This window comes from Pelagicoccus sp. SDUM812003 (genome assembly GCF_031127815.1).
GTDB lineage: Bacteria > Verrucomicrobiota > Verrucomicrobiia > Opitutales > Opitutaceae > Pelagicoccus.
In genome coordinates this window covers 165,333-187,160 of sequence record NZ_JARXHY010000008.1, presented here as the reverse complement: position 1 = coordinate 187,160, position 21,828 = coordinate 165,333, and the positions used below count along the sequence as shown (strand labels likewise).

16 protein-coding genes and 1 tRNA gene are annotated in these 21,828 nt (G+C 59.6%); 9 read left to right on the top strand and 8 right to left on the bottom strand.

What is annotated here, in order from left to right:
* Window positions 1-3: 3 nt before the first annotated feature.
* The gene (locus QEH54_RS12905; RefSeq protein WP_309019098.1) at window positions 4-252 is read right to left on the bottom strand and encodes a hypothetical protein; all 249 of its coding nucleotides are present in this window, start codon (window positions 250-252) and stop codon (window positions 4-6) included.
* Window positions 253-644: 392 nt separating this feature from the next.
* Between QEH54_RS12905 and QEH54_RS12900 the strand changes: the two genes are divergently transcribed.
* The 5 genes from QEH54_RS12900 to QEH54_RS12880 all read left to right on the top strand — a co-directional run bounded on the left by QEH54_RS12900 (window position 645) and on the right by QEH54_RS12880 (window position 4,575).
* Window positions 645-806, top strand: coding sequence for a hypothetical protein (locus QEH54_RS12900; RefSeq protein WP_309019097.1), 162 nt, complete (start codon window positions 645-647; stop codon window positions 804-806).
* Between the two features lie 50 nt (window positions 807-856).
* Window positions 857-1,702 (top strand): methyl-accepting chemotaxis protein, encoded by an 846-nt coding sequence (locus QEH54_RS12895; protein ID WP_309019096.1) that lies wholly within the window; start codon window positions 857-859, stop codon window positions 1,700-1,702.
* 63 nt (window positions 1,703-1,765) lie between these two features.
* Entirely contained in the window at window positions 1,766-2,167 is a 402-nt protein-coding gene (locus tag QEH54_RS12890; RefSeq protein WP_309019095.1) for a hypothetical protein, read from the top strand.
* The gene (locus tag QEH54_RS12885; RefSeq protein ID WP_309019094.1) at window positions 2,143-3,039 is read left to right on the top strand and encodes a hypothetical protein; all 897 of its coding nucleotides are present in this window, start codon (window positions 2,143-2,145) and stop codon (window positions 3,037-3,039) included. The genes QEH54_RS12890 and QEH54_RS12885 overlap by 25 nt, the downstream gene beginning before the upstream one ends.
* A gap of 168 nt (window positions 3,040-3,207) precedes the next feature.
* Window positions 3,208-4,575 carry an OmpP1/FadL family transporter gene (locus QEH54_RS12880; RefSeq protein ID WP_309019093.1) on the top strand — a complete coding sequence of 456 codons (1,368 nt, stop codon included), beginning with the start codon at window positions 3,208-3,210 and terminating at the stop codon, window positions 4,573-4,575.
* A gap of 20 nt (window positions 4,576-4,595) precedes the next feature.
* Here the strand turns inward: QEH54_RS12880 and QEH54_RS12875 are convergent, their stop codons facing one another.
* On the bottom strand, window positions 4,596-5,975 hold the full coding sequence (locus QEH54_RS12875) for an MATE family efflux transporter (protein ID WP_309019092.1): 1,380 nt from the start codon (window positions 5,973-5,975) through the stop codon (window positions 4,596-4,598).
* 200 nt (window positions 5,976-6,175) lie between these two features.
* Between QEH54_RS12875 and QEH54_RS12870 the strand changes: the two genes are divergently transcribed.
* Entirely contained in the window at window positions 6,176-7,459 is a 1,284-nt protein-coding gene (locus tag QEH54_RS12870; protein ID WP_309019091.1) for an aminotransferase class I/II-fold pyridoxal phosphate-dependent enzyme, read from the top strand.
* Between the two features lie 90 nt (window positions 7,460-7,549).
* Here the strand turns inward: QEH54_RS12870 and QEH54_RS12865 are convergent, their stop codons facing one another.
* From QEH54_RS12865 to QEH54_RS12855, 3 genes are all read right to left on the bottom strand, one after another.
* Window positions 7,550-7,981 carry a VanZ family protein gene (locus QEH54_RS12865; RefSeq protein WP_309019090.1) on the bottom strand — a complete coding sequence of 144 codons (432 nt, stop codon included), beginning with the start codon at window positions 7,979-7,981 and terminating at the stop codon, window positions 7,550-7,552.
* Between the two features lie 55 nt (window positions 7,982-8,036).
* On the bottom strand, window positions 8,037-10,556 hold the full coding sequence (locus tag QEH54_RS12860; protein ID WP_309019089.1) for an ATP-binding protein: 2,520 nt from the start codon (window positions 10,554-10,556) through the stop codon (window positions 8,037-8,039).
* Between the two features lie 214 nt (window positions 10,557-10,770).
* Window positions 10,771-11,982 (bottom strand): MFS transporter, encoded by a 1,212-nt coding sequence (locus QEH54_RS12855; protein WP_309019088.1) that lies wholly within the window; start codon window positions 11,980-11,982, stop codon window positions 10,771-10,773.
* 401 nt (window positions 11,983-12,383) lie between these two features.
* Between QEH54_RS12855 and QEH54_RS12850 the strand changes: the two genes are divergently transcribed.
* The 3 genes from QEH54_RS12850 (at window position 12,384) to QEH54_RS12840 (ending at window position 14,188) form a co-directional block, all read left to right on the top strand.
* Window positions 12,384-12,460 (top strand) — tRNA-His (locus QEH54_RS12850).
* Between the two features lie 404 nt (window positions 12,461-12,864).
* A complete protein-coding gene (gene trpA / locus QEH54_RS12845; protein ID WP_309019087.1) occupies window positions 12,865-13,671 on the top strand; it encodes a tryptophan synthase subunit alpha in 807 nt (268 codons plus the stop codon).
* An 88-nt stretch (window positions 13,672-13,759) separates the two neighbouring features.
* Complete coding sequence (locus QEH54_RS12840) at window positions 13,760-14,188, top strand: hypothetical protein (RefSeq protein WP_309019086.1); 429 nt, start codon at window positions 13,760-13,762, stop codon at window positions 14,186-14,188.
* Window positions 14,189-14,266: 78 nt separating this feature from the next.
* Here QEH54_RS12840 and QEH54_RS12835 read toward each other — a convergent pair whose 3' ends face one another.
* The 3 genes from QEH54_RS12835 to gdhA all read right to left on the bottom strand — a co-directional run bounded on the left by QEH54_RS12835 (window position 14,267) and on the right by gdhA (window position 21,741).
* Entirely contained in the window at window positions 14,267-16,486 is a 2,220-nt protein-coding gene (locus QEH54_RS12835; RefSeq protein WP_309019085.1) for a thioredoxin domain-containing protein, read from the bottom strand.
* 185 nt (window positions 16,487-16,671) lie between these two features.
* Complete coding sequence (locus QEH54_RS12830) at window positions 16,672-20,244, bottom strand: FG-GAP-like repeat-containing protein (protein WP_309019084.1); 3,573 nt, start codon at window positions 20,242-20,244, stop codon at window positions 16,672-16,674.
* Between the two features lie 159 nt (window positions 20,245-20,403).
* Window positions 20,404-21,741, bottom strand: a complete 1,338-nt coding sequence (gene gdhA, locus QEH54_RS12825) for an NADP-specific glutamate dehydrogenase (protein WP_309019083.1) — start codon at window positions 21,739-21,741, stop codon at window positions 20,404-20,406.
* Window positions 21,742-21,828 lie beyond the last annotated feature (87 nt).

Here is a 21,828-nt window from a genome sequence, read left to right as displayed (position 1 = left end):
GGGCTAACCGTCGAAGCGTTTCAGGGCGTGCTCGGCCATCTGGGCGATCGCTTCCAGATTTCCTTGCAGCTTGAGCAATTCGTTGTCTCCGAACATGCTGGAGAATCCGCTGGGGTCGGTCTTCTGGGTGGCGGCGCTTGTCTCGATCTTGGACGCGTTCGACTGGCTCTGATGGGTCTCTTGGCGCTGCTGCAGGGATTGCTGGTAGAGACGGGTGGTATTGAGATAAGGATTTGAGCCTATTCGGTCCATGAGTCGTATCCAGAAGTTGCGGGTTAGAGTCGTAGCGACGGCGTTTGGGGAGCTCGATTGAAACGGCTAGTTTCACAGGGCCGATGAGCGCCAGTCTGCGATTTACCTTGGTGCTTTTTGTCGCCTGACTGCAATAGAATTCACGCCATTTAGAGGGAAGACTCTAGGTCTCCATGCGCGATGAACTGCCTAGTGGGGGTCTGTTCCCTAAGGAGTTGTCATAAAAAATTGTATACACGCGCGTTTTCTGGTCGGACCGGGGCGATTTGTCTCCATTTTCCACGGGAGCGCCGAGGGCGGAGGGTCGCTCTCGAGCGCGAATCGCGCTTTCTGGTCTTGAGCTCGGCGGGCGAATGGGAAGGATGCGAGTCGTGCTGGTGATTCGTCGAAAAGTGACACGTTCCCAATCCTACACGGTGCTGATGCTTCCGGACTACCATCGGGAGTGGCCCACCACCGAGCAGGAGCACTTGGAAATTCTGAAGCTGTTCAAGCAGGATCGCCCTTACGAGGATATCGTGAACGATTTTACCGAGTATAAGCTGGGCGACTGATTCTCCGGTTGACCGTAGTTACGATCTTGTTACGGTGTTTCGCAAGCTCGATGAATCCTCCGTTCCCCCTCCGAAGGAAACTCTTCTTCTCCCACTTCCTCGCCACGTTTTTCGTCTCCAGCGCCGTAGGCGTCATCTTCTATCTGGCGGCGCGTGATAGCTTGCTCGATCAGTTGCGAGCCCGTCTGAGCGGCACGGCGGCTATGATCAGCCGTGAGATCGATGCCAACGAGCTGCGCGACGTGCGTTTCGAGCGGGATGTGAGCAAGCGGGAGTACGTCGAAGCGTTGGAGAGCCTGAGGCAGATGCGTCGCAGCAACGCGGACGTCGCTTACCTCTACGTGATGCGTTTGGACGAAGATGGCAGGGTGCGCTTCGTGGTTGATTCCGACGAGTCCGAGGATCAGGCCCTGCCGGGTAGGGTGTATGAGTCGGCGACGCCGCGATTGATGCTCGGTTTCACTCAGCAGTCTGCGGACGAGGAGTTCGTGACGGACGCGTGGGGCACCTTTCTTTCCGGCTATGCCCCGACTTTGAACAGCAAGGGGGAGTTTCTCGTGGGCATCGACATGAACGCCTCGGAAGTTCGCAACAAGCTGGACCGCATCAAGCAGGTCGGAGCGGCCAGCATCGTGATCGCGGTCCTGCTGTCCTGGGTCATCGCGTCTTGGATGTCTCGCCATTTTCGTCAGCCGATCGAAGCCATCATCGAGCATTGTCAGGCGGTGGGGGCTGGCGACCTCGACAAGCGCGTGGAGATGCAGCGTCAGGACGAGATGGACTCGCTGCTGGTAGCGGTCAACGCCATGACGGAGGACTTACGCAAGGCGAGGGACGACAACATGCGCCTGGCGGAGTCGCTCGACGACGCGCTGGACGAGGATCGTCGTCGGTGAGCGGGCGCGGGCCGTGATTGGGCATTGCCAGACCTGCGGCGAGCGATCAAAAGCGATTTCACGATGGCGAAAGGTTTCGAAAAGCATCAAGCTCGCATGGCTCAGGTAAATTTGCTGGGCAAGGAGCTGACGCGTCGGTCCGGCTCCAAGTGCGAGCTATGCGAGGCTTCGGGGGTGTCCTTGAGCGTCTACGAAGTCCCGCCGGAAGAGGAGGAGCCGCAGGCGGAAAGCTGCGTTTTTCTCTGCCAGACCTGTCGTGATGACTTGGAAAACCCCAAGCGCCTGGATCCGGCCCACTGGCGCTGCGCTACGAAAAGCGTTTGGAGCGAGGTGCCAGCGGTTCAAGTGATGGCCGCTCGTGTCTTGGACCGTCTGGGCAAGGACGAACTCTGGGCTCGAGAGGCTTTGGAGGACGTTTATTTCGAGCAGGAGATTGAGCGATGGATCGCCGAGAGACCCTTGTGACGGCCGGCGAAGAGCTGGTTCCGCTTCCTGAGAAACGCTGGCTCAACATGGCGAGAGCCCATGAGGCCGCGGTGGGGCCATGGATCGATGCCTATCGAGATCGACGCGCCAGCCGACAGAAGCATCCGGTGCACGACTTTCTCTTCGAGTACTATCAGGTGAAACGTCATGTGCTGCGTCGTTGGCGGCCGACGGTGGACCAGGTCCTGCAGGGCGAGGCGGCGCGTTCGTTTCTGGAGGACGATCGCTATCGCGAGACGACGGATGGAGTGCGGCTCGACCGCTCGCGTCTCGACGAGTCGACCCGGGCCATGATGGAGTGGACCTGCCAGCTGATACGGCGAGCCCAGTCTCGCCCGCCGCGTTTCAATTGCTTCGGTCTTCACGAATGGGCCATGGTGTACAAGGCGGAGGACGTTCGCCATCGTCAGGTACCGCTACGGCTTAGTCAAAGCGAGGTCAACGCGGTGGTGGAGGGCAGCTCCATTCGCTGCACTCACTTCGATGCGTTCCGGTTCTTCACCGCGCCCGCCGCGCCGCGAAACGAGTTTCAGCCCACGCGGGAGGACCGTCTGGAAATGGAGCAGTTCGGCTGCATCCATTTCAACATGGATCTGTATCGCTGGAGCGCGAAGCTTTGTCCTTGGCTAGGCAGCGATTTGATCCGAGACAGCTTTCTTCTCGCTATGCGGGCTCGCGAAGTGGACATGCGGGCCAGTCCCTACGAGCTGTCCGACTACGGATACGAGCCGATACTCATCGAAACCGTCGAGGGCCGCGACCAGTACAAGAAAGAGCAGGAAGCCATCTACGAATGCGGGCAGCGGCTTGCGCAACGTTTCCTCCAGCTTTGCGATCGAGTTCTTGCCTGAATAGGTGAAAACCCTAGCTTTTTCACAGGTCGTCTCTCGGCTCGTTGACCTGCCCTCTGACTTGCATAATCGGGCAAGCGGAACTCTACTGATCCCCACTCCCAAACCGGAGCGATTGCTCGAGCGGCTGCTCCTCGGAAAAAAACCTCACGACATTCTTCTCCCCGTATGACACGAACACGCTTGTTGGCCGCGTGCGGCGCCTCGCTTTTTTCATTCACTTCTTTCTGCGTCTCCGCGCATGGGGCCGGCTTCGCCATCCAGGAGCAAGGCGTCTCCGGACTGGGCAACGCCTTTGCGGGCGGAGCGGCGTCGGCCGAGGACGCGAGCACCGTATATTTCAATCCGGCAGGCATGTCCCTGATCGACAAGCCGCAACTCTCCGCAGGACTGCATGCCATCCTGCCGGAGGCTTCTTTCACCAATCAGGGGAGCTCCACCATGGGTGCGCCAACTCAAGGTGGAAATGCCACTTCGGATGAAGGCGCCCTGGTGCCAAATCTCTACTATGTGGCTCCGCTCAACGACGATCTGGTATGGGGAGTGGGGCTTTCCGCTCCGTTCGGACTGACGACGGAATACGACGATGACTGGGTCGGTCGGTACGTCGCTCGCAAGACGGAGCTCAAGACCGTGCTGTTCAATCCCTCGCTGGCGTACCGAGTATCCGACAAGCTTTCGGTGGGGGGCGGATTCAGCTACCTGAAAGGCGAAGCCGTGCTCAGCAACGCCATCGACATGGGTTTGGTGTTTCTCAGCCAGTTTCAGGCTGGGGGAATTCCGATGAACCAGCAGACCATGGCTCTGGCCGGCGACATCCAAGCCAACTTCGGCACCGGCAAGTATGACGGTGGGGTGAGTCTCGAAGGCGACGGCGAAGGCTGGGGCTTCAATTTGGGCCTGATCTACGAGCTTTCTGACGCTACGCGTTTGGGCGCTCACTATCGCTCTGGCATATCCTTGGATCTGAGCGGGCAGGCGACCTTCGAGGTCGGCCCCTTGCAGAGTCTGCTCGGCCCCGCTTTCATGGACCAGGGCGGCGCCGTCAGCTTGGATCTTCCAGATTCCGCTTCCGTTTCCATGTATCATGAACTCAATGACAGGTGGACTCTGATGGGCGACGTGACGCGCACCTGGTGGAGCGATTTCCAAACCCTGACCATAGAGTTCGAAAATCCGTCGCCTCCCGATAGCGTCATCCCTGAGCTTTGGGAGGACGTGAACAAGTACAGTCTGGGGGCTACCTACGCGTTCAGCGACACGCTCCGAGGACGATTCGGGGTCGCTTACGACGAGTCTCCCGTTCCCAATGACGAAGTGCGTTCGCCGAGAATTCCGGACGAGGATCGCATGTGGCTATCGCTAGGCCTGAGCATCGCCGCCTCGGATAGCATCGATGTCCACCTAGCGTACACCCATATCTTTGTGGACGACCCCGTGATCGACAATAGCAGCCACTCCGCGGGACAGCATTTGATCGGGAAGATCGATGCGGCCGTGGACCTGCTCAGCATCGGGGTGAACAAGCGGTTTTAGGAGGCCGCGGCAGGTCGTTGTCAGTCGATGACGCTGATTTCCTTCCACTTGCCGGAGCGGAATCGGATGAAGAAGACGGTGCCTGCCACGGCGAGATTGAGGGCCAGGATGCCCCAGGCGTAGGAAACCGGCAGGGCGAAGACCTCGATCACCAGATAGGAGGGGATGATGACCAGGAAGATGGAAGTTATGCCGAGGGTGCGCATGACGAACTTGGTATCGCCCGCTCCCTTCAGGGTGGAGCTGCAAAGGATGACGAAGCTTTCGAAAATGGTGAACGCGGCTACGAAGCGGAGCAGGTGGGTGCAAAGCTCGACGAGCTCGGCAGGGAAAGCGTTTTCGCGTCCGGCAAGAAACGGATAGATGAAAAGGTAGGGGATCGTCAGATACAGCGCGGTGACGCTTAGGTTGTATCCAAGAGCCAACTGCAGGGAGGAGTAGGTGGTCTTTTCCGCCAGGTCGCTACGACCGGCCCCCTGGTATTGCCCGACGAGAATTCCGTTCGCGATGCCGAGTCCGGCCAAAGGAAGCAGGCCGAGGAGATGGATCTGGTGGGTGATGTTTGTGGCGGCCTGCTCCAGAATTCCGATACGCCCGATCAAAAGCATGAAGATGGTGATGCCGATCACGTCCAGGAAGAAGTGGATACCGGATGGGAAACCGAAGCGCAGCATTCGATTGAAGAGCTCGGGCTGGAAACGCCAATTGGAGCGCGTGCAGTAGGCTCTTTCCTGGGAAGAGCTAAGGAAGAGGGCGAGGTAGACGAGGGTCACGATGGCGGAGCTGATCATGGTGGCCCAGCCCGCGCCTACGATGCCCATCGCGGGGAAGCCCCACTTGCCGAAGATCAGCACGTAGTCGAACAGCGTGTTCAAGGCGGTGAGCAGCAGGTTGATCCATACGATGGTCCACGCCTTGCTCCGGCCTGAGTAGAAGCTGGAGAATACGGTGTTTATGAGAAAGAAGCCAGCGCAGAAGTTGAGGATGCGGAAGTAGTCGGTCTCCAGTTTTTGGATATCAGGGGCATGGCCGATGAGGGCGAAGATCTCATCGGCGAACGGGGCTAGAAGCGGCATGAGGCACGCTCCGATCAGGGAGATGTAGATGCCCTGCCACACCGAAGCCCCCACGCGGTCCGGTCTGCCCGCGCCGATGTACTGCGCCACGAAGGTCGAAGTGTACAGGGCGGTGCCGAAGAAGGGGCAGAGCAGAGCCCAGTTCAGGATGCCGGCCGGAAGCACGGCGGCGATGTTTTCGTTGGAGTCCCAGCTCAGAAGCATGCGATCAACGAAGAGCAGCACCGAGATGGAGCCCGAGCTAAGGATCAGCGGAAAGGCGACCGTCAGAATCTGACGGTACCCGGCTTGTCCGGTCCAGCGGCCTTTCAGAAAGGGAATCATGGATTGTAGAGGAGAGGGAGTTGTTTATGGGATGCAATGACTTAGGTGGAAAGAGCGGATGCGAGCTTTTTCATTCGCTTTGATGAGAGATTTGTTCGCATTCCGCATTGTGCCGGCCTTCGGCCTGTACCAAGATGCCTCCCTTTTCATTCGCCGCCTTGGAGGCGGCCTTGTGATTGAACCCTAGTTACAACCCACTTATGAAGATCGAGACGAAGTGCCTCCACGCTGGTCAAGAGCCAGACCCTACCACTAAATCGCGCGCCGTGCCCGTGTATCGAACCGCGTCCTACGTGTTCGACAATACCGAGCATGCCGCCAATCTCTTCGCTCTCAAGGAGCTGGGAAACATCTACACCCGCATCATGAATCCGACTCAGGACGTGCTGGAGAAGCGTGTGGCTGAGCTGGAAGGCGGGGCGGCGGCTCTCGCGGTGGCGTCCGGAACCAGCGGCGTTTTCTATACGGTGATCAACCTGGCCAAGGCGGGCGACAATATCGTCAGCGCCAACAATCTCTACGGAGGAACCTACACTCAGTTCAACGACATCCTGCCGGCCCTCGGCATCACGGTGAAGTTCGTCGATCCGAACGATCCGGAAAACTTCGCCTCCGCCATCGACGAAAAGACCAAGGCGGTGTTCTGCGAAACGGTCAGCAATCCAGGGCTGGACGTGGCGGATCTGGAAGCGATTGGCAAGATCGCCCACGACCGCGGCATTCCCATGGTGGTCGACAGCACCTTTTCCACTCCCTACCTCACGCGTCCCATCGAGCACGGGGCGGATATCGTGGTGCATTCCTTGACCAAGTGGTTCGGCGGACATGGCGTGGGAATCGGAGGGGTGGTGGTCGACTCGGGCAAGTTCAATTGGGCCAACGGAAACTTCCCGCTCTACGACGAGCCGGACCATTCCTACCATGGCTTGCGCTGGGGGCACGACCTGCCTGAGCCGCTGGCGCCGATAGCGTTCATCCTGCGCATGCGCACCGTGCCTTTGCGCAATCTCGGCGCGTGTATCTCGCCGGACAACGCGTGGATGTTTCTGCAAGGCATCGAGACCTTGCATCTGCGCATGGAGCGCCATTGCGAAAACGCCTTGGCGGTGGCGAAGCACTTGCAGTCGCGAGCCGATGTGGAATGGGTGAAGTTTCCCGGACTCGATGGCGACGCGAATCAGGAGAAGTCGGCCAAGTACCTCGCTGGCAAGGGCGGCTCCATGGTGGTGTTCGGCATCAAGGGCGGCAAGGAAGCGGGCGCCAAGTTCATCGATTCGCTGAAGCTCCACAGTCATCTCGCCAACGTGGGCGACGCCAAGAGCCTGGCTATCCATCCAGCTACCACCACCCATAGCCAGCTCAGTCCGGAGCAGCAGGCCGCGGGGGGAATCAAGCCGGAGCTGATCCGTTTGTCGGTGGGCATCGAGCACATCGACGATATCCTAGCGGACCTCGATCAGGCTCTGGATATCGCGGCGGGCTGATTGTCCGGCCGATTGTATTCGTTTTCCGGATCCCCGTTGCTGATGGCGCGGGGATCCTTTGTTTTCCAAGCGGCGAATGGAGGTAGGCCGCTACCGGTCGGCCCTGACTTTTCGCTCGCGACGCTTGTCTAGAAGACGTGCGGGAATACTGAATACGACGATTCCAGCGAAGTTCGCCAAAGCGTCCACCAGGTCGAGGCTGCGCGTCGGCAGATAGTACTGGCTGCTCTCCTCCGTGATCACGAGCACGAGGATGACGAGCGAGCCGTATGGGAGGCGCAACGGTCCCCAGCGGGCGGCTTTGTTCCTCAGAGCGAAGTTCGCTGCCAAGGTGAGGACTCCGGCGAGGAGGAAGTGACCGATCTTGTCACCGTAGGGAGTGGCGCGAACCGTTTGAAACAGGATGTTGTCGCGCCCGATGTTCGCCTCATGGATCAACCAGATGCTGAAGCCGAGGACGCCTAGGGAGAGAAGGCTGCCTGCGAGGTAGAGGAGCGTCTTCGAGCGAGAACCGTTTCCCATGCTGGCTAGGCTTGTCCCGCCGCGAGCGAGGAGTCAAACGCGTACTGCCTTGGTGTCAGCTGAGGACGCGTTTCAAGCATGCCAGAAGCTCCCAGATGTCGACCGGTTTCACGATGTGTCCTTGCACGTTCAGCTTGCGAGCCTGGCGTTGCGCTTCCGCCGATACGTCTGCGGTGATTGTGATGATCGGAACGCGGGCATTGGGGCCGTATCCGTTTCGGATGATCGAGCTGGCTTCGAATCCGTTCATGACTGGCATGGCCAAGTCCATCAGTATGGCGTCGAAGGTCGATTTCTCGCACATCTTCACCGCTTCCAAACCATTCGAGACCTCGCTCACCTCCGCCCCGTAGCCTTCGAGCAGCAGCCGGGTTACGTCGGAGTTTTCGGGCGTGTCTTCCACGATGAGGATTCGGCGGCCTTGGATGAAGCTGGGGTCGAGCTTTTGGGGCTGTTTCGCGATTTCCGCTCGCTTATTCTCGAACCGCGAGAGGCTGAGGGGGATCTCCACCCAGAAGCGGGAACCCGATCCCAGCTCGCTGTCCACACCGATCTTTCCTTTGAGCACTTGCACCAGCTTCTTGACGATAGCCAGTCCGATGCCTGCCCCGCCAAACTCCCGCGTGTAGGTCGTATCCTCCTGAGTGAAGGGTTCGAAGAGCTTTTTCTTGAGCTCAGGACTGATGCCAATGCCGGTATCGGTGATGACGGCCCGCAGGAGCACGCGGTCGTCCGCGAGGCGCTTGTATCCGGTTTTTAGTGTCACTACGCCTTTTTCGGTGTATTTGCAGGCATTGTTGAGGAGGTTGTCCAGTATCTCCTGCAGCATGCAAGGGTCTCCGTTGGCTTCGAGCTGCTCCGGAAGAGCCTCGCCGGTGGCGCCGTTTTCGAAGCGCAGCGTGAGGTCGGGATAGCTGCTGACCGCGTCTTCGTAGGCGTCGCGACAAAGCCGATAGGGATTGAAATCCTGCAGGTTGGGCGTGATCTTGCCGCGGTCGAGGCGGGAGAACGTGAGGATGTTGTCGATGAGGGAGAGCTGTTGTTTCGCCGCTCGCGAAATGGATTCGAGGTAGCCCAGACTGGTTTCGGACGGGTTGCTGATCTTTAGCAGGTGAGTGTATCCAAGAATCGGATTTAGCGGAGTTCTGATTTCGTGGCTCATGACCGCGAGAAACTCGTCCTTGGCCTTGATGGCTTTTTCCGCGGCCTCTTTCGCCTGCAGAATCTCATCCGTCGCCAGGCGTTGCTTTCTGTCGAGCTCCAGCTTGTGAAACGCGAAGGCCAGGTCGTCCCCTAGCTCCGCGCAAAGCTGTTCTTCGATGGAGTTTGGCTGTGTCCATTTTGTGGTGACAACGAAGAGAAAGCCGAACACTCGCTCCTTGTGGCGGAGCGGGATGCAGAGTGTTTTGCGGTCGTCGTCCTGCAACCGGCGAATCGCGCGTCCCTCCGCCTGGCGTCTTTCATGAGTCTGCTCCTGATACCGTTTCAGCCATTCCTGTCCGGGAAGCGAGCCATCGCTTTGCAGAAGCTCGGGGCCGGGGGAGGACTCGGGCTGGGAGGCGATCGTTTGAAAACTTCCGTCCTGCTCCGAGGCCAGAGCGATCCATGCGTACGGGAAACCGCGCTCTCCCATGAGGTTGCGGGTGGCCTGGCGGGCGAGCTCTTGGGCGTCTTCGGCCCGATTGATGAACTGGTTGGTGTCGCGGATGGCTTTCAGCAGCTCGTTGAGGCGAATCAGGCAGCGCTCGTCCTCCTTGTATTTGGTGATGTCCTGGTTTGCTCCGTAGGTTTTGACGGTCGCTCCATGCTCGTCCTTCACGAGGAAGATGCGCACGCTTATGTAGCCGCTGGAACCGTCGGCGTAGACGATGCGGTGCTCGATGGTTTCCAGGAATCCGGCATGCTTGGATTCGATGGCTTTAGCGATTTCCTGGGCCACCAGACCTTGATCCTCCGGGTGCACGAAGCGCTCGGCGTACTGTTGCGGCGTCATTTGATAGCCGCCGACCTCATCGGCGGTGTAGCCGAAAATGGCGTAGAAGTGATCGTTGAAGGTGAAGATCCGCTCGATGGCGTCGAACTCCCAATAGGCGATCTTGCCGACGCGAGCGGTGGCGTTGAACTGCAGCTCGAGTTGCTTGCGAAGCTGGTCCTGGCGCACGCGTTGGGTGATGTCGTGCAGAAAGACGCTTTGCGCCCGCTGTCCCGCCAGCTCGATTTGCGAGCTTTGAATTTCGAAAACGAAAAGCTCTCCGGACTCGTTTCGCTGAACGATCGCGTTTTCCGGAAGGTCCTGGGTGGAGAGGAAAGGGGTCTTTCGGCGCTCTTTCGAGTCGGAAGCCCCGTCGAAGCGAGAGAGGGGCTTGCCTAGCACCGCGTCCCGATCCAAGCCGAGGCGCTGGAGATAGGCCGCGTTGGCGTGCAGCACCAGGCCGTCGTTCGATAGAAATAGGTGGGGCTGCGGTGAAGCTTCCAGAAATCCTTCGATGAGAGGGAGTTCGGATATGCTTTTAAGAAAATCGGAATGCGAGGGGGCGTGCGTTCCTTCGTGGCGCGTTCGCGATCGCTGCCTCATTGCTTGGGTGAAGGGAGTGGTTTAAGGAGTTTATTCGCGGAAAGCTTACTCTAGTTGGGACAATGGTCCAGTCGAGGGCTGATTTTGTTCGTTCAGGGCCGCGAACTCCCGCCGCTTGCGCCGAGCGGTGTTGTGGCCCGGTCGCGCCAAAAGAAAAACGCCCCATGCGGCGAGGCATGGGGCGTTTCGAGAAAGCTCTTTTCGAAAGGGACCTTTAAGCGGCCGCCGCCTTCTGCACCTTGCTGCGCAGGGCGAAGAGGATGCCGAAGGCCACGATCAGGATGAGCGGGAAGAACAGGATGTTTCCGAGGGCGCCCTGTCCGGCGGCCAGTTCGGCTTCCTCCCCGGTGAGACCGGCCAGCTTGGCTTCGGCTCGAGAGGCGTCGATCCATCCGCCGATGATGGGATTCCAGACGCTGAGGGCGAACATGCCGGCTCCGCCCATGAGGGACATGCCCAGGGCCCCGGTCTTCGGCAGGTACTCGCCGGTGAAACCGATCATGGTTGGCCAGAAGTAGCAGACGCCCAGGGCGAAAACGACGGTGGCGAGGTAGACCAGCCCGCCGGTGGCGATGCTCAGCAAGTAGATGCCGATGGCTGATACGATCGCGGAGGACAGCAGCACCCCGATCGGATTGAGTCGGTGGATGACGGGCCCTGCGAACTGGCGTCCGATCGCCATGAGGCCGGTGCTGAGAGCGAGGATGATCATGGGATGGGCTCCGGAAGAGCTGAGCAGTCGCTCCACCCACTGTTGCGTGCCCAGCTCTGTGGTCGCGGTGAGCGACATGCACAGGATCATGAAAATGTAGAGCGGGCTGAAGAGCGACTTTATGTTGGTGCCGGTCGAGGTTTCGATGTGCTCGCTCTTGGGGAAAGGCTGCTTGAAGACCAGCCAGCCGTAGATCGCGGTAGGGATGAGCATGATCCCGATCTGGGCTTCCCAACCGGTCTGGAGCCGGGACATGAGGGCGGAGGCCAGGGCTCCGATCACGATCCCGCCAGGGAACCAGACGTGGAAGCGGTTCAACATGGTGGTCTTGTTTTTCGGATACATGTCGGCGATCAGCGGGTTGCAAGCCGCCTCGACCGATCCGTTGGCGAAACCGATGAAGAACGCTCCGATCACCAGGCTCCAGAATCCGGTGGCGAACATGGTAAGAATCAGACCGAGCAAATGGCCGATGAAGGCCACGGCCATCAGCTTTTTCGGACCGAAGTAGTTGTAGAGAAGGCCGAGAACCATCATGGCGACCGGGAAGCCGATGACCGACATGGAGTTGATCCAGCCGAGCTGGAGATCGGTCAGGGTGAATTCCGCGCTAAGCTCTGAAAGGATACCGGCCCTGATGGCGAAGGACATGGCGGTTACGATCAGGGCCAGGCAGCTAGCGGTGAACAGTTTGGAGGGATTTACAGAACTCATGGGATAGGTGATATATAAGTCGGTTGTTGAAGGTTGCAGAGGCCGACTCCGATAGAGTCGTCGGACGGTCTCCTTCAGGCGCTGCTTATGGTGGTTTGGGGGTTGGTCGCCTAGGTCATGGGGCTCGCCGCGAGCTGCTCGACGTCGCGGCTGGATTGATGGTCAGGCAACGTGGCTAAGATTGTGAAAAACTTATAAGTGTCGATCACTAAGCGCTCTAGAAGCCTTCAAAGTGTCAGCGTGGCGGCAGGAAACGCTGCTCTTATTGTTGAGGCACTTCATCGGCTTCCTCCAAAACGTGGCATCAGGTAAGGGCGGAAGCGGATTGAGAATTCGTCTGAAAAATCGTTGACAAAGGGGAGGGGCGATGGAAGTTAGTCGCTCTCCTTTATTTGAGGATGGTGGTAGTAGCTCAGTTGGTTAGAGCACCGGATTGTGATTCCGGGGGTCGCCGGTTCGAGCCCGGTTTACCACCCCATCCTCGATAAAAGCCCGAGCGACTGCGACTCGGGCTTTTTCGCGTCCGGAGACGATGATCGAGGGCTTGAATCGGCGAAGCCGGTTTGCGCAGCGCAGCGGAGAGGACGCGAGCTGAGGCTCGCGTGGGCGCAGCCCCGAGACGGGCCTGATGGGCCCGCGAGTCAACCCGGTTTACCACCCCATCCTCGATAAAAGCCCGAGCGACTGCGACTCGGGCTTTTTCGCGTCCGCTGGGGAACAGGGGTTCCCGACGGTGTCGTTGACGAGGGCGCTGGGCATGAGTCCGATGCTTAGGACTACAACGTTGTCGCCTTGCGCGTCCTATGCGCGAGGTGTCGCGCTGGCCGGAGGCCATCTCGCAGCGCTTGACCTCTGATGGTGGCTTCTTCATGGCTTTGGGCGATGAATCGCATCGAGTCCGCATTTTCCAAAGCCAAGAGCGAAGGCCGCTCGGCTTTCGTTTCCTACGTTTGCGCAGGCGATCCGGACGTCCCGACGTCGCTGGAGGTTTGCCGCACCTTGATCAAGAGCGGGGTGGATGTTTTGGAGCTGGGCGTGCCGTTTTCCGATCCGCTCGCCGATGGCTTGACGAACCAGCTGGCGGCTCAGCGGGCGCTGGAGTCGGGTACCACGCAAGCGGACGTCTTTCAGCTGGTGCGCGATATCCGCAAGGAGAACGACCAGGTGCCGATCGTTTTCTACACCTACTACAACCTCATGTTCAGCAACGGGCTGGACAAGTACATCGCGGATGCCAAAGCGGCTGGCGTGGATGGGCTTCTGGTGCTGGACCTGCCGCCGGAGGAGGCGCGCGATCACATGGAAGCCTGCGAGCGGCATGGTATGAAAACGGTGTTTCTCATCGCTCCGACCACGCCTTCGAAGCGCGTGGCGTTCATTGCCAAGCACGCGACGGGCTTTATCTACTACGTGTCGCGCACTGGTGTGACGGGAGTGCGGGAGGATCTGGCTTCCGATCTGCAGGAGATGGTGGACATGATCCGATCCTGCACCGACAAGCCTCTGGTGGTCGGATTCGGGGTTTCCAAGCGCGAGCAGGTGGCGACCATTTGCTCGATTGCCGATGGCGTGGTGGTCGGTAGCGCCATTGTGAATACGATCAAGGAAAACCTTGGCGACGTGGGCGCCATCACGGGAAAGATGGGCGAGCTGGTGAGCGATCTGGTAGCTGGCACCAAAGTCAGGTAGGCAGGGCGCGACTGGCGCTCGGCTCTTGTCTCGCGGTTTTCCGATTGCGATTGTCTCGCCCGCGGGATCGCCGCAGGATGCGGGTTCGATGCAGGTTGAGATCTTTTCCATTTGCGATGCGGCGGCGGATTACGCTGGGCGGTTGAACTTGTTGGGAGCCTTCGAAGGAATGGCTTCGTCCAAGGCGCCGATCGTTCGCGAGCGCTGTTCGATCGCGGTACGCATGCGTTTCATGCGGGACGAGGGCGGTCCGCATCCAGTCGCCGTGCGCATCGTCGACAATTCGGGCAAGGCTATCGCAAGCGAGATGACGGCGAATGTAAACGTGCGCCCAGCTGAGAACCGGGCCAGCTGCGCGATCAATCTGGTTCTGAACATCTCCCGTTTGGTGTTCCCCGCGTTCGGAAGCTACGAGGTGCAGCTTTGGCTCGACGGGGAGAAACGAAGCTCCTTGCCCCTGTTGGTAGCCAAGAAAGTGAATCGCGGAAACCGCCTGCGCGATCAGATGGAAAACTAGGGCTTGTTTCGCGTTACGCGGCGATTGATCGATCCGAGTTCGGACAGCCAGTGGGAACGACTGGCGTGCGGGGGCGGGCTACTCCTGCGGGACGAGTCGGATCTTTTCGTCTAGCTGAGCGGCAAAGGCTTCTGGGTCGCTGGTGGGGAGCTGGCAGACGAAGTTCTCGCATACGTATGCGGTCGCTTTGCCTCCGATGGCCCGCACGCTCTCTATGAATTCGAGGCGCTCGCCCAAGAAGGCCTGACCCTTGGCGCCGTCCGCGTGGAGCAGCAATCGATTTGGAAGCAGGCGGCGATTGGCGATGGCGCGTAGCGATTGCACGTCATCCGCATTGGGATCGCCAGCTATCACGATCTGTAGGGGTTTTTTGGTGACGTATGCGGAGGCGCTGAGCAGAGCAGGGAGAGCGGTAGGAGTCTGCTCTAGCTCTGGGAGCAGAGCGGCAGCGGCTCGTTTCGCCTCCTTTTGGTAGGTAGCGTCGTCGAAGATCTGGGAAAGCCTGGCCAGGTTGGCGACGCTGATCGAATTGGGCGAAGGGAGGGCTCCGTCGCTTTGTCGCTTGCTGGGGTCAAACACGATTTTATCCGTCGCTTCGAAAAGGTAGAACCCGCCATGATCCGTATCCAAAAAGCGCTTATTCTGAGCTTCCTGCAGCTCGCGGGCCCAGACGAGCCACTTGTGATTCGCGGTGGCTTCGTAGAGATCGAGAAGTCCTTCGATGAGGAAGGCGTAGTCCTCGGAGAATCCTTTCACTTCCGAAGCGTCCTCTCGGTACAAGCGGATCAGTTCTCCTGTTTCGGGGCGGTAGAGCTGTTTCTGAATAAAGGTGGCTGCCTCGCTGGCTGCGTCAGCGAAATCGGGCCGCTGAAACGCCAGAGCGGCACGGGCGAAAGCGGAGATGGCCAGACCGTTCCAGGAGCAGATCAGCTTGTCGTCGAGGTGCGGCCGTTGCCGCTGGGACCGAAGCTCGAAAAGGCTGTCTTTGATGACATCGATCTGTTCTTCCACTTCTTCGACGCTGAGGGCGAACTCTTGGGCGAGCGAATCGAGGGAGCGGGCTCGCCTCAGGCAATTGTAGCCTTGGAAGATTTCGGTGGGGAAGTCGCCGAAGGGAGCGTTGCCCGCTGGGCGCAGGGCGAAGGCGGCTCGGGCGAGATTCCGGGTTTGCTCGTCGGGGAATACCGCTTCGATGTCGGCGATGGACCAGAGATAGAACGCTCCCTCGCGTTTCGTATCCGGATTGTCGGGATCGAGACTTTCCGCGTCTTCCGCGCTGTAGAAAGCTCCGGACGGGTGGCGCATCTCGCGCAGAAGGTAGCTCAGGGTTTCGGTGGCCGCTGCGCGGTAGCGTTCTTCACCGGTAAGCTGCCACGCGTCGATCAGGGCGTTGGACACCAAGGCCTGATCGTAGAGCATCTTTTCGAAATGAGGGAGTTTCCATTCCGGATCAACGGTGTAGCGATGGAAGCCGCCGCCGATGTGATCGCGAATGCCGCCGCGCAGCATGGCGTCCAAGGTCTCGGTGGCCATGCGCTGAGCCAGTTCGCGGTCTTCCGGATGCAGGTCCGAGTTGTTCGCGGCTCTAAGGAGGAAGCTAAGGCTCGAGGGAGTGGGAAACTTTTCGCCTTTTCCGAATCCTCCGTTGGAGTCGTCGTATTGAAAAAGATAGGACGTGATGGCGGTGGAGACGAGCTCTGCGTCGATCTGCCCGGAAGACGCCGCTCGCTCCTGGGTCGTTTGGTTGATTGATGCAACAAAGGACTCGCTGCGTTGCGTGATCTCCTGAGGGTTTGCGGCCCAGCTCTCTTGAATCTCCCGCGAGAGGTCGAGGAAGCCTGGTCCGCGATCCGGATCCGGGTAGGGAGGAAAATAGGTGCCGCCAAAGAAGGGTTTGAGGTCGGGCGTCAGCCACACGTTGAGTGGCCAGCCCGCGGAACCGCGCAGATTGAATACGAAATTCATGTAAACGCTGTCGAGGTCGGGACGTTCTTCGCGGTCTATCTTTATGCAAACGTAGTGTTCGTTTAGATACGCTGCGATCTCTTCGTTGGAGAAGGACTCGCGATTCATGACGTGGCACCAATGGCAGGTGGAATAGCCAATGGAGATGAAGACCAGCTTGTTCTCCCTCTGAGCTTTCTCTATTGCTTCGTCGCCCCATGGATACCAATCGACGGGGTTGTCCGCGTGCTGCAGCAGGTAGGGCGACTGCGAGTCAGCGAGATGGTTGGCGGCTTGGAGGCCGAACGGAAGCAGGGCGCTGAGGGAAAGGATCTGGAGAACGATGCGGGGCATGGAGAGGTGGTGTTTTGGAAGCGTGAAAATGGGGAAGATAGAGAATCCAGCTGGAGATGGAAGGGCGAAGATTTTTTGGGGGCAGGGCGAAGGCGGGGCGGCGCCCCGCTTTCTGGATGGGACAAAAAGAAAAGCCCGCCAAGGGAGCGGGCTTTTCGCAGGAGTGAGTTCGGCTGGACCCTGGTCTAGCGCGAGGCGGCCAGGCTCTCGCTTTGGCTGATTGTGAGGCGGCTTTGGTCGAGGGGCAGCGTTTGACGAGACTTGGAGCCGTCGGGCCAGGTGATATGCACGGCGACAGGGCTGTTGCCTTCGGAGTAGCCGACGAAAATGCCGGCCTCGGACTGACTGAGGTAGCCGGAGGTGGAAGCGATCTCGTGGGCTTGTTTGCGACCATCCGCGAATTCGACCACCAGCTTGGTTCCTACGGAGCAAGGATTGGCTTGCTGAGAGCCTTTGAGGCGGAGCGACAGGGAGTTTTTCCCGGAGGAGCCTTGGTTGAGGTAGGCTCTGGCTTCGTGGTTAGGGCGGGTGGCCAGGAAGTCGGCCCAGCCATCGAGATTCAGATCCGCGATGGCGATGCCGCGCGCCTCGTCCTCGATCAGGATACCGCTGTCGTTGGCTTCGACTGGCTTGAAGGCGCCCGTGCCGTCGCCCAGCAGGAGCAGCCCGATGCCGCCATTGTAGCGGCCCGTCTCGACCTGCGGGCCATTGAAGTTTTGGGCGAGCACGAGGTCGATGTTTCCGTCGCCATCGAAGTCGCTGGCGCCGATTCCATAGACGGGCGAGATTTGGGCGATTGCGGGAAGGAAACGGAACTCGAATTTGCCCGAGCCATCGTTGATCAGGATGCCGCTATGCAGTTCGGTAGCTTCCTTGAGCAAGGAGCTCTGGAGCTTTTCCGGCGCGTAGACGGCGTCCAGACGGGCCGAACCGAAATCGTGGTAGGTGGGGAACTTCTTGGCGATGGACGGCATGGCTCGCGAGCTGCAGCTGCGTCCGCGAACCGGCAGCAAGGTGTCTCCTTCGAACTTGGCTTCCACGATGTTGCACTTCCCTTCGCCTTCGAAGTCGTTGAAGAAGATTTTGAAAGGGTGCGCTTTTGACGCCTTGTACTTGGTGTTCTTGCCGAGGTTGCCCAGCACGTAGTCGAGGTCGCCGTCGTTGTCGACGTCGGCGCTGGCGATGGAGTTCCACCAGCCCTTGAGCTCGCTCAGTCCTGCTTTTTCGGATACGTCGGAGAGCTTGCCCCCTTGATTGCTGAAGAGGCGAGGTGCGTCGAGCTCGGACACCACTAGCAGGTCTACCCAGTCGTCTCCGTTCACGTCACTCCAAATGGCGGAAGTGACCATGCCGGAGTCGGCAAGCGTTGGGGCGAGCTCGAACGACTTTTCGGTTAGCGTCCCTGCGTCGTTGACTAGCAGTTGGCTCTGCGGAGCGCGAGGGTACTCGCCGGGGATCACTCTTCCGCCAACGAAAAGGTCGAGATCGCCATCTCGATCGAAGTCCGCTGCGGTGGCGACCGAAGCGCTTCGCGGGGCAGGGTTGAAGGCGGTCGCGTCCACTTCAGTGAAGCGGCCGTCGCCTTGGTTGAGGTAGAGACTGTCCTTGAGCGCCTCGTCCGGCTCCAGAGCTTCCACGCTGCCGCTGGTGATGTACAGGTCGAGCGAGCCATCCTGATTCACATCGACGAAGAGCGGGTTCATTTCTTCCGACTGGATCTTTCCGCTCCATGGCTGCGCGCGTGTATCCATCTTGTACTTTCCATTTCCATCATTGAGGAACAGCGCTCCGGCTTGTCCGGCGGCGCCGGAGAAATAGATGTCGGAGTCATCGTCTCCATCGACGTCCGCGATCGCTATGCCACCGCCTAGCGTGTTCATGCGGTGAGGCAGCAGCGGCTGGCGGTCCATGTCGTTGAAGGTTTGCTCCGTTCTGGTGAAATCGATGCCGAGGTCCGACGCTCTATCGGCAAAGAGCCCTTTGACCTCCTTGATCAACGGTTTCACCGGATCTGGACTGGCGAGAGTGTCCGGTTCCTGGATACGGAGTTTCTGGTTGGCTGAAACGTTCTCGAAGCGCTGCTCGGCGCCGCTTGGCCAACGAACGGTGACTGCTGCCACGGTTTCGTCCTGACCAAGGCCGAAATGGGCGATGGGTTGGGAGGAGGACAGCGCTCCGCGGGCGACGGTGAGCTTGCGGGCTTGCTTGCCCTGGCTGGATTCGACGAAGACTTGAGCTCCGATGCCGAAGCGATTGCTTTGCCTGCCGTCGAGTTCGATCTGGAGGCTGTTGTTTTGGCTGTCGTTTCGGTAGAGGGAAACGGTTTCTTCAAAGTTCGTATAGGCTAGGTCGAGGTCGCCATCGTTGTCGAAGTCGGCTGCTACGGAGCCGAAGGAAACCCCGTCATGCGCCAGTCCCCACTCCTTGGTGACTTTCGAGAAGTGCAGCGTATCCGATCCGTCGTTACGGAAGGCGAGGTTCTGTTCCTTGAGCACGGGACTGTTTTTAACCAGCGCCACGATTTGACGCTTGGATTTCAGGGTCTTGATCTTGTTGACCATATCCGAGTCCGTGAAGCTGCGCACCATGCCATTGGTGACATGCAGGTCGAGCCAGCCGTCGTTGTCGAAATCCTCTAGGCGAGGCGACCAGGTCCAGTCGGTGCTGGATAGGCCGGTCATCTTAGCCACTTCGAGAAAACGGTGGGTGCCGCTGTTCACGAACACCGCGTTCTTCATGTATTGGGGCGTGTTGAGGGTGTCGAAGTAGTCGACCCAGCCGCCCATGTCGCCCATGGTGACCTTTGACTTGTAGTGGGTGGTATTGGCCATGTCGGCGCTGAAAAGGTCGAGGCGCCCGTCGTTGTTGATGTCTCCGAAGTCCGAGCCCATGGAGTACCAGGCGGTATGGGGGAACATGGTGTCGATGACGTCGGTGAAGGTGCCGTCTCCATTGTTTCGATACAGATGATCGGAGCCTTCGAAATCGTTGGATATGAACAGATCGGCCCATCCGTCGCCATCCGCGTCCCACCATGTCGCGGAGTGGCCCTTGCCGCGATCGTCGGCGATCCCGGCTTCGGCGGTGACGTTGGTAAACGTTCCGTCGCCGTTGTTTCGATACAGATAGTCGGGTTCGCCCTCCGGGGCGCCGGTGGCGTCGAGCACGTTGGTGAGCAGGAAGAGATCGAGATCGCCATCGCGGTCGTAGTCCTCGAAGGCGCCGACCACGCTGCCTGAGGCGATATCGATGCCTGCGGCGGCAGCAGCTTCGGTGAAGGAGCCGGATCCGTCGTTGAGGTAGAGCTTGTTGGCGGCTCCGAACTGGCAGGCGTAGATGTCGAGGTCGCCATCGTTGTCGACGTCGGCGAAGGTGACGCCGGTGCTCCAGGTCTCGCCGCCGGGCGCGTTGGCGCTCTCGCTGGCGTCGATGAACTGGAAGGGGGCGACTTGCTTGAAGAGCTTGTTGGGAGCGGTCTTGCTGGCCACGTAGAGGTCGACCAGGCCGTCGCCGTCCACGTCTCCCGCCGCGATGCCCACTCCGACGGCCCCGCCTTGGAACTCGTTGTAGAGGTCTCCCCACATCTGGGGATCGTCGTAGCGGTTTTCGATCTGCAGCCCTGATTTCTCAGCGGAGATTCGGGTGAAGAGGGTGTCGCCTTCCGCCTGGCTGCGAGGGGCGAACGGGAGAGTCTCAATTTGGGCGAAGAGGCTCGAGGAGGCGGCGAGCCCGAGTGACAGGAAGACAATCTTTTTCATAGCTTGGGGTGGGTAGTTTGACCGGTGAGTACAGGGGGGTGGGGAGCGAGTCGCAACGCGCTGGGGGCGGAGCGCTGCATTTGAGGGGCGGAGCGCAGAGGAGGAGGGAATTGGGAAGGCGGCTCCGTTGGCCGCGACTGCCGCGGGTGGTTGGGAGGGCTATATGACGCCGTAGGCTTGCATGCCGCCGGCCACCTTTATGAATCCGCCGACGTTGGCGCCGAAGACGTAGTCGTCCGGTCGGTGGTATTTCTTGGAGTAGAAAACGCATTCGCGATGGATGTCAGCCATGATGGTCTGCAGGCGCTGATCCACCTTTTTGAAAGTCCAGTGCTGCAGGGAGGCGTTCTGCTGCATTTCCAATGCAGAAACGGCTACGCCGCCTGCGTTGGCTGCCTTGCCCGGGGCGAAGAGCAGGTCTTTTTCCCTGAAGAGGGCGATGGCCTTTGGAGTGGAAGGCATGTTGGCTCCTTCGATCACCGCCATGCAATCATTGTCGACCAGCTGCTGAGCGTCTTCCAGCTCCAGCTCGTTCTGGGTGGCGCAGGGGAAGGCCACGTCGCAGCGGAATTTCCAGACCTTGTCGCCGTGGAAAAACTGGGATCCCGGGCGGCGTTGCGGGTATTGGCTGATGCGCGAGCGCTCCACTTCCTTGATGGCGGCCACGATATCGAGATCGACTCCGTTCGGATCGTGGATGGAGCCTTCGGAGTCGGACATGGCCACCACCGTGCCGCCCAGCTCCTGGATTTTACGAGCGCAGTAGATGGCCACGTTTCCGGAGCCCGAAACCACGCAGGTCTTGCCTTTGAGCGACTCGTTGCGAGTGGCCAGCATTTCGGAGGCGAAGTAGACGGCTCCGAAGCCGGTGGCCTCCTTGCGCACCAGAGAGCCGCCTAGGCCCACCTGCTTCCCGGTGAGCACCCCTTGGGCGAAGCGTTTGGTGAGTCGTTTGTATTGACCGAACAAGTACCCGATCTCGCGAGCTCCCACGCCGATATCGCCCGCCGGCACATCGGTGCTTTCGCCCAGAAAATGGTAGAGCTCGCTCATGAAGGCCTGGCAGAAGCGCATGATCTCGCCGTCGCTTTTTCCGCGCGGGTTGAAGTCCGAGCCGCCTTTGCCGCCTCCGATGCCGAGGCCGGTGAGGCTGTTCTTGAAGATTTGCTCGAAGGCGAGAAACTTGATCACGTCCAGCCGCACGGTGGGGTGGAAGCGCATGCCGCCCTTGTAGGGTCCGAGCACGCTGCTGAAACCGACCCGGTAGCCGCGATTGACCTGCACGCGGCCCCGATCGTCCACCCAGCTGACGCGAAACATGATCTGGCGCTCCGGTTCGGCGATGCGCTCAAGAATCGAATACGCTTCGATGTCGGGCGTTTCCGCTAGGATAGGCTCCAGCGACTCGAAGACTTCAGTGACGGCCTGTAGGAAGAGGGATTGCGACGCGTTGCGTTCGGTGACGGTTTGAAGCGCTTGTGAGAGGTATTCGTTCATGGGTGCTTGGGGTGATTGCTTGGGGCGGGGGGCTTCGAGACAAGAGTTAACCAATGGGGAGCCGTTTCGCAAGTCGCCAGATGCGAG

Excerpts from the sequence above, each read along its gene's own strand:
- QEH54_RS12905 (WP_309019098.1), bottom strand. The coding sequence starts at position 252 with ATGGACCGAATAGGCTCAAATCCTTATCTCAATACCACCCGTCTCTAC.
- QEH54_RS12895 (WP_309019096.1), top strand. The coding sequence starts at position 857 with ATGAATCCTCCGTTCCCCCTCCGAAGGAAACTCTTCTTCTCCCACTTC.
- QEH54_RS12890 (WP_309019095.1), top strand. The coding sequence starts at position 1,766 with ATGGCGAAAGGTTTCGAAAAGCATCAAGCTCGCATGGCTCAGGTAAAT.
- QEH54_RS12885 (WP_309019094.1), top strand. The coding sequence starts at position 2,143 with ATGGATCGCCGAGAGACCCTTGTGACGGCCGGCGAAGAGCTGGTTCCG.
- QEH54_RS12880 (WP_309019093.1), top strand. The coding sequence starts at position 3,208 with ATGACACGAACACGCTTGTTGGCCGCGTGCGGCGCCTCGCTTTTTTCA.
- QEH54_RS12875 (WP_309019092.1), bottom strand. The coding sequence starts at position 5,975 with ATGATTCCCTTTCTGAAAGGCCGCTGGACCGGACAAGCCGGGTACCGT.
- QEH54_RS12870 (WP_309019091.1), top strand. The coding sequence starts at position 6,176 with ATGAAGATCGAGACGAAGTGCCTCCACGCTGGTCAAGAGCCAGACCCT.
- QEH54_RS12865 (WP_309019090.1), bottom strand. The coding sequence starts at position 7,981 with ATGGGAAACGGTTCTCGCTCGAAGACGCTCCTCTACCTCGCAGGCAGC.
- QEH54_RS12860 (WP_309019089.1), bottom strand. The coding sequence starts at position 10,556 with ATGAGGCAGCGATCGCGAACGCGCCACGAAGGAACGCACGCCCCCTCG.
- QEH54_RS12855 (WP_309019088.1), bottom strand. The coding sequence starts at position 11,982 with ATGAGTTCTGTAAATCCCTCCAAACTGTTCACCGCTAGCTGCCTGGCC.
- trpA (WP_309019087.1), top strand. The coding sequence starts at position 12,865 with ATGAATCGCATCGAGTCCGCATTTTCCAAAGCCAAGAGCGAAGGCCGC.
- QEH54_RS12840 (WP_309019086.1), top strand. The coding sequence starts at position 13,760 with ATGCAGGTTGAGATCTTTTCCATTTGCGATGCGGCGGCGGATTACGCT.
- QEH54_RS12835 (WP_309019085.1), bottom strand. The coding sequence starts at position 16,486 with ATGCCCCGCATCGTTCTCCAGATCCTTTCCCTCAGCGCCCTGCTTCCG.
- QEH54_RS12830 (WP_309019084.1), bottom strand. The coding sequence starts at position 20,244 with ATGAAAAAGATTGTCTTCCTGTCACTCGGGCTCGCCGCCTCCTCGAGC.
- gdhA (WP_309019083.1), bottom strand. The coding sequence starts at position 21,741 with ATGAACGAATACCTCTCACAAGCGCTTCAAACCGTCACCGAACGCAAC.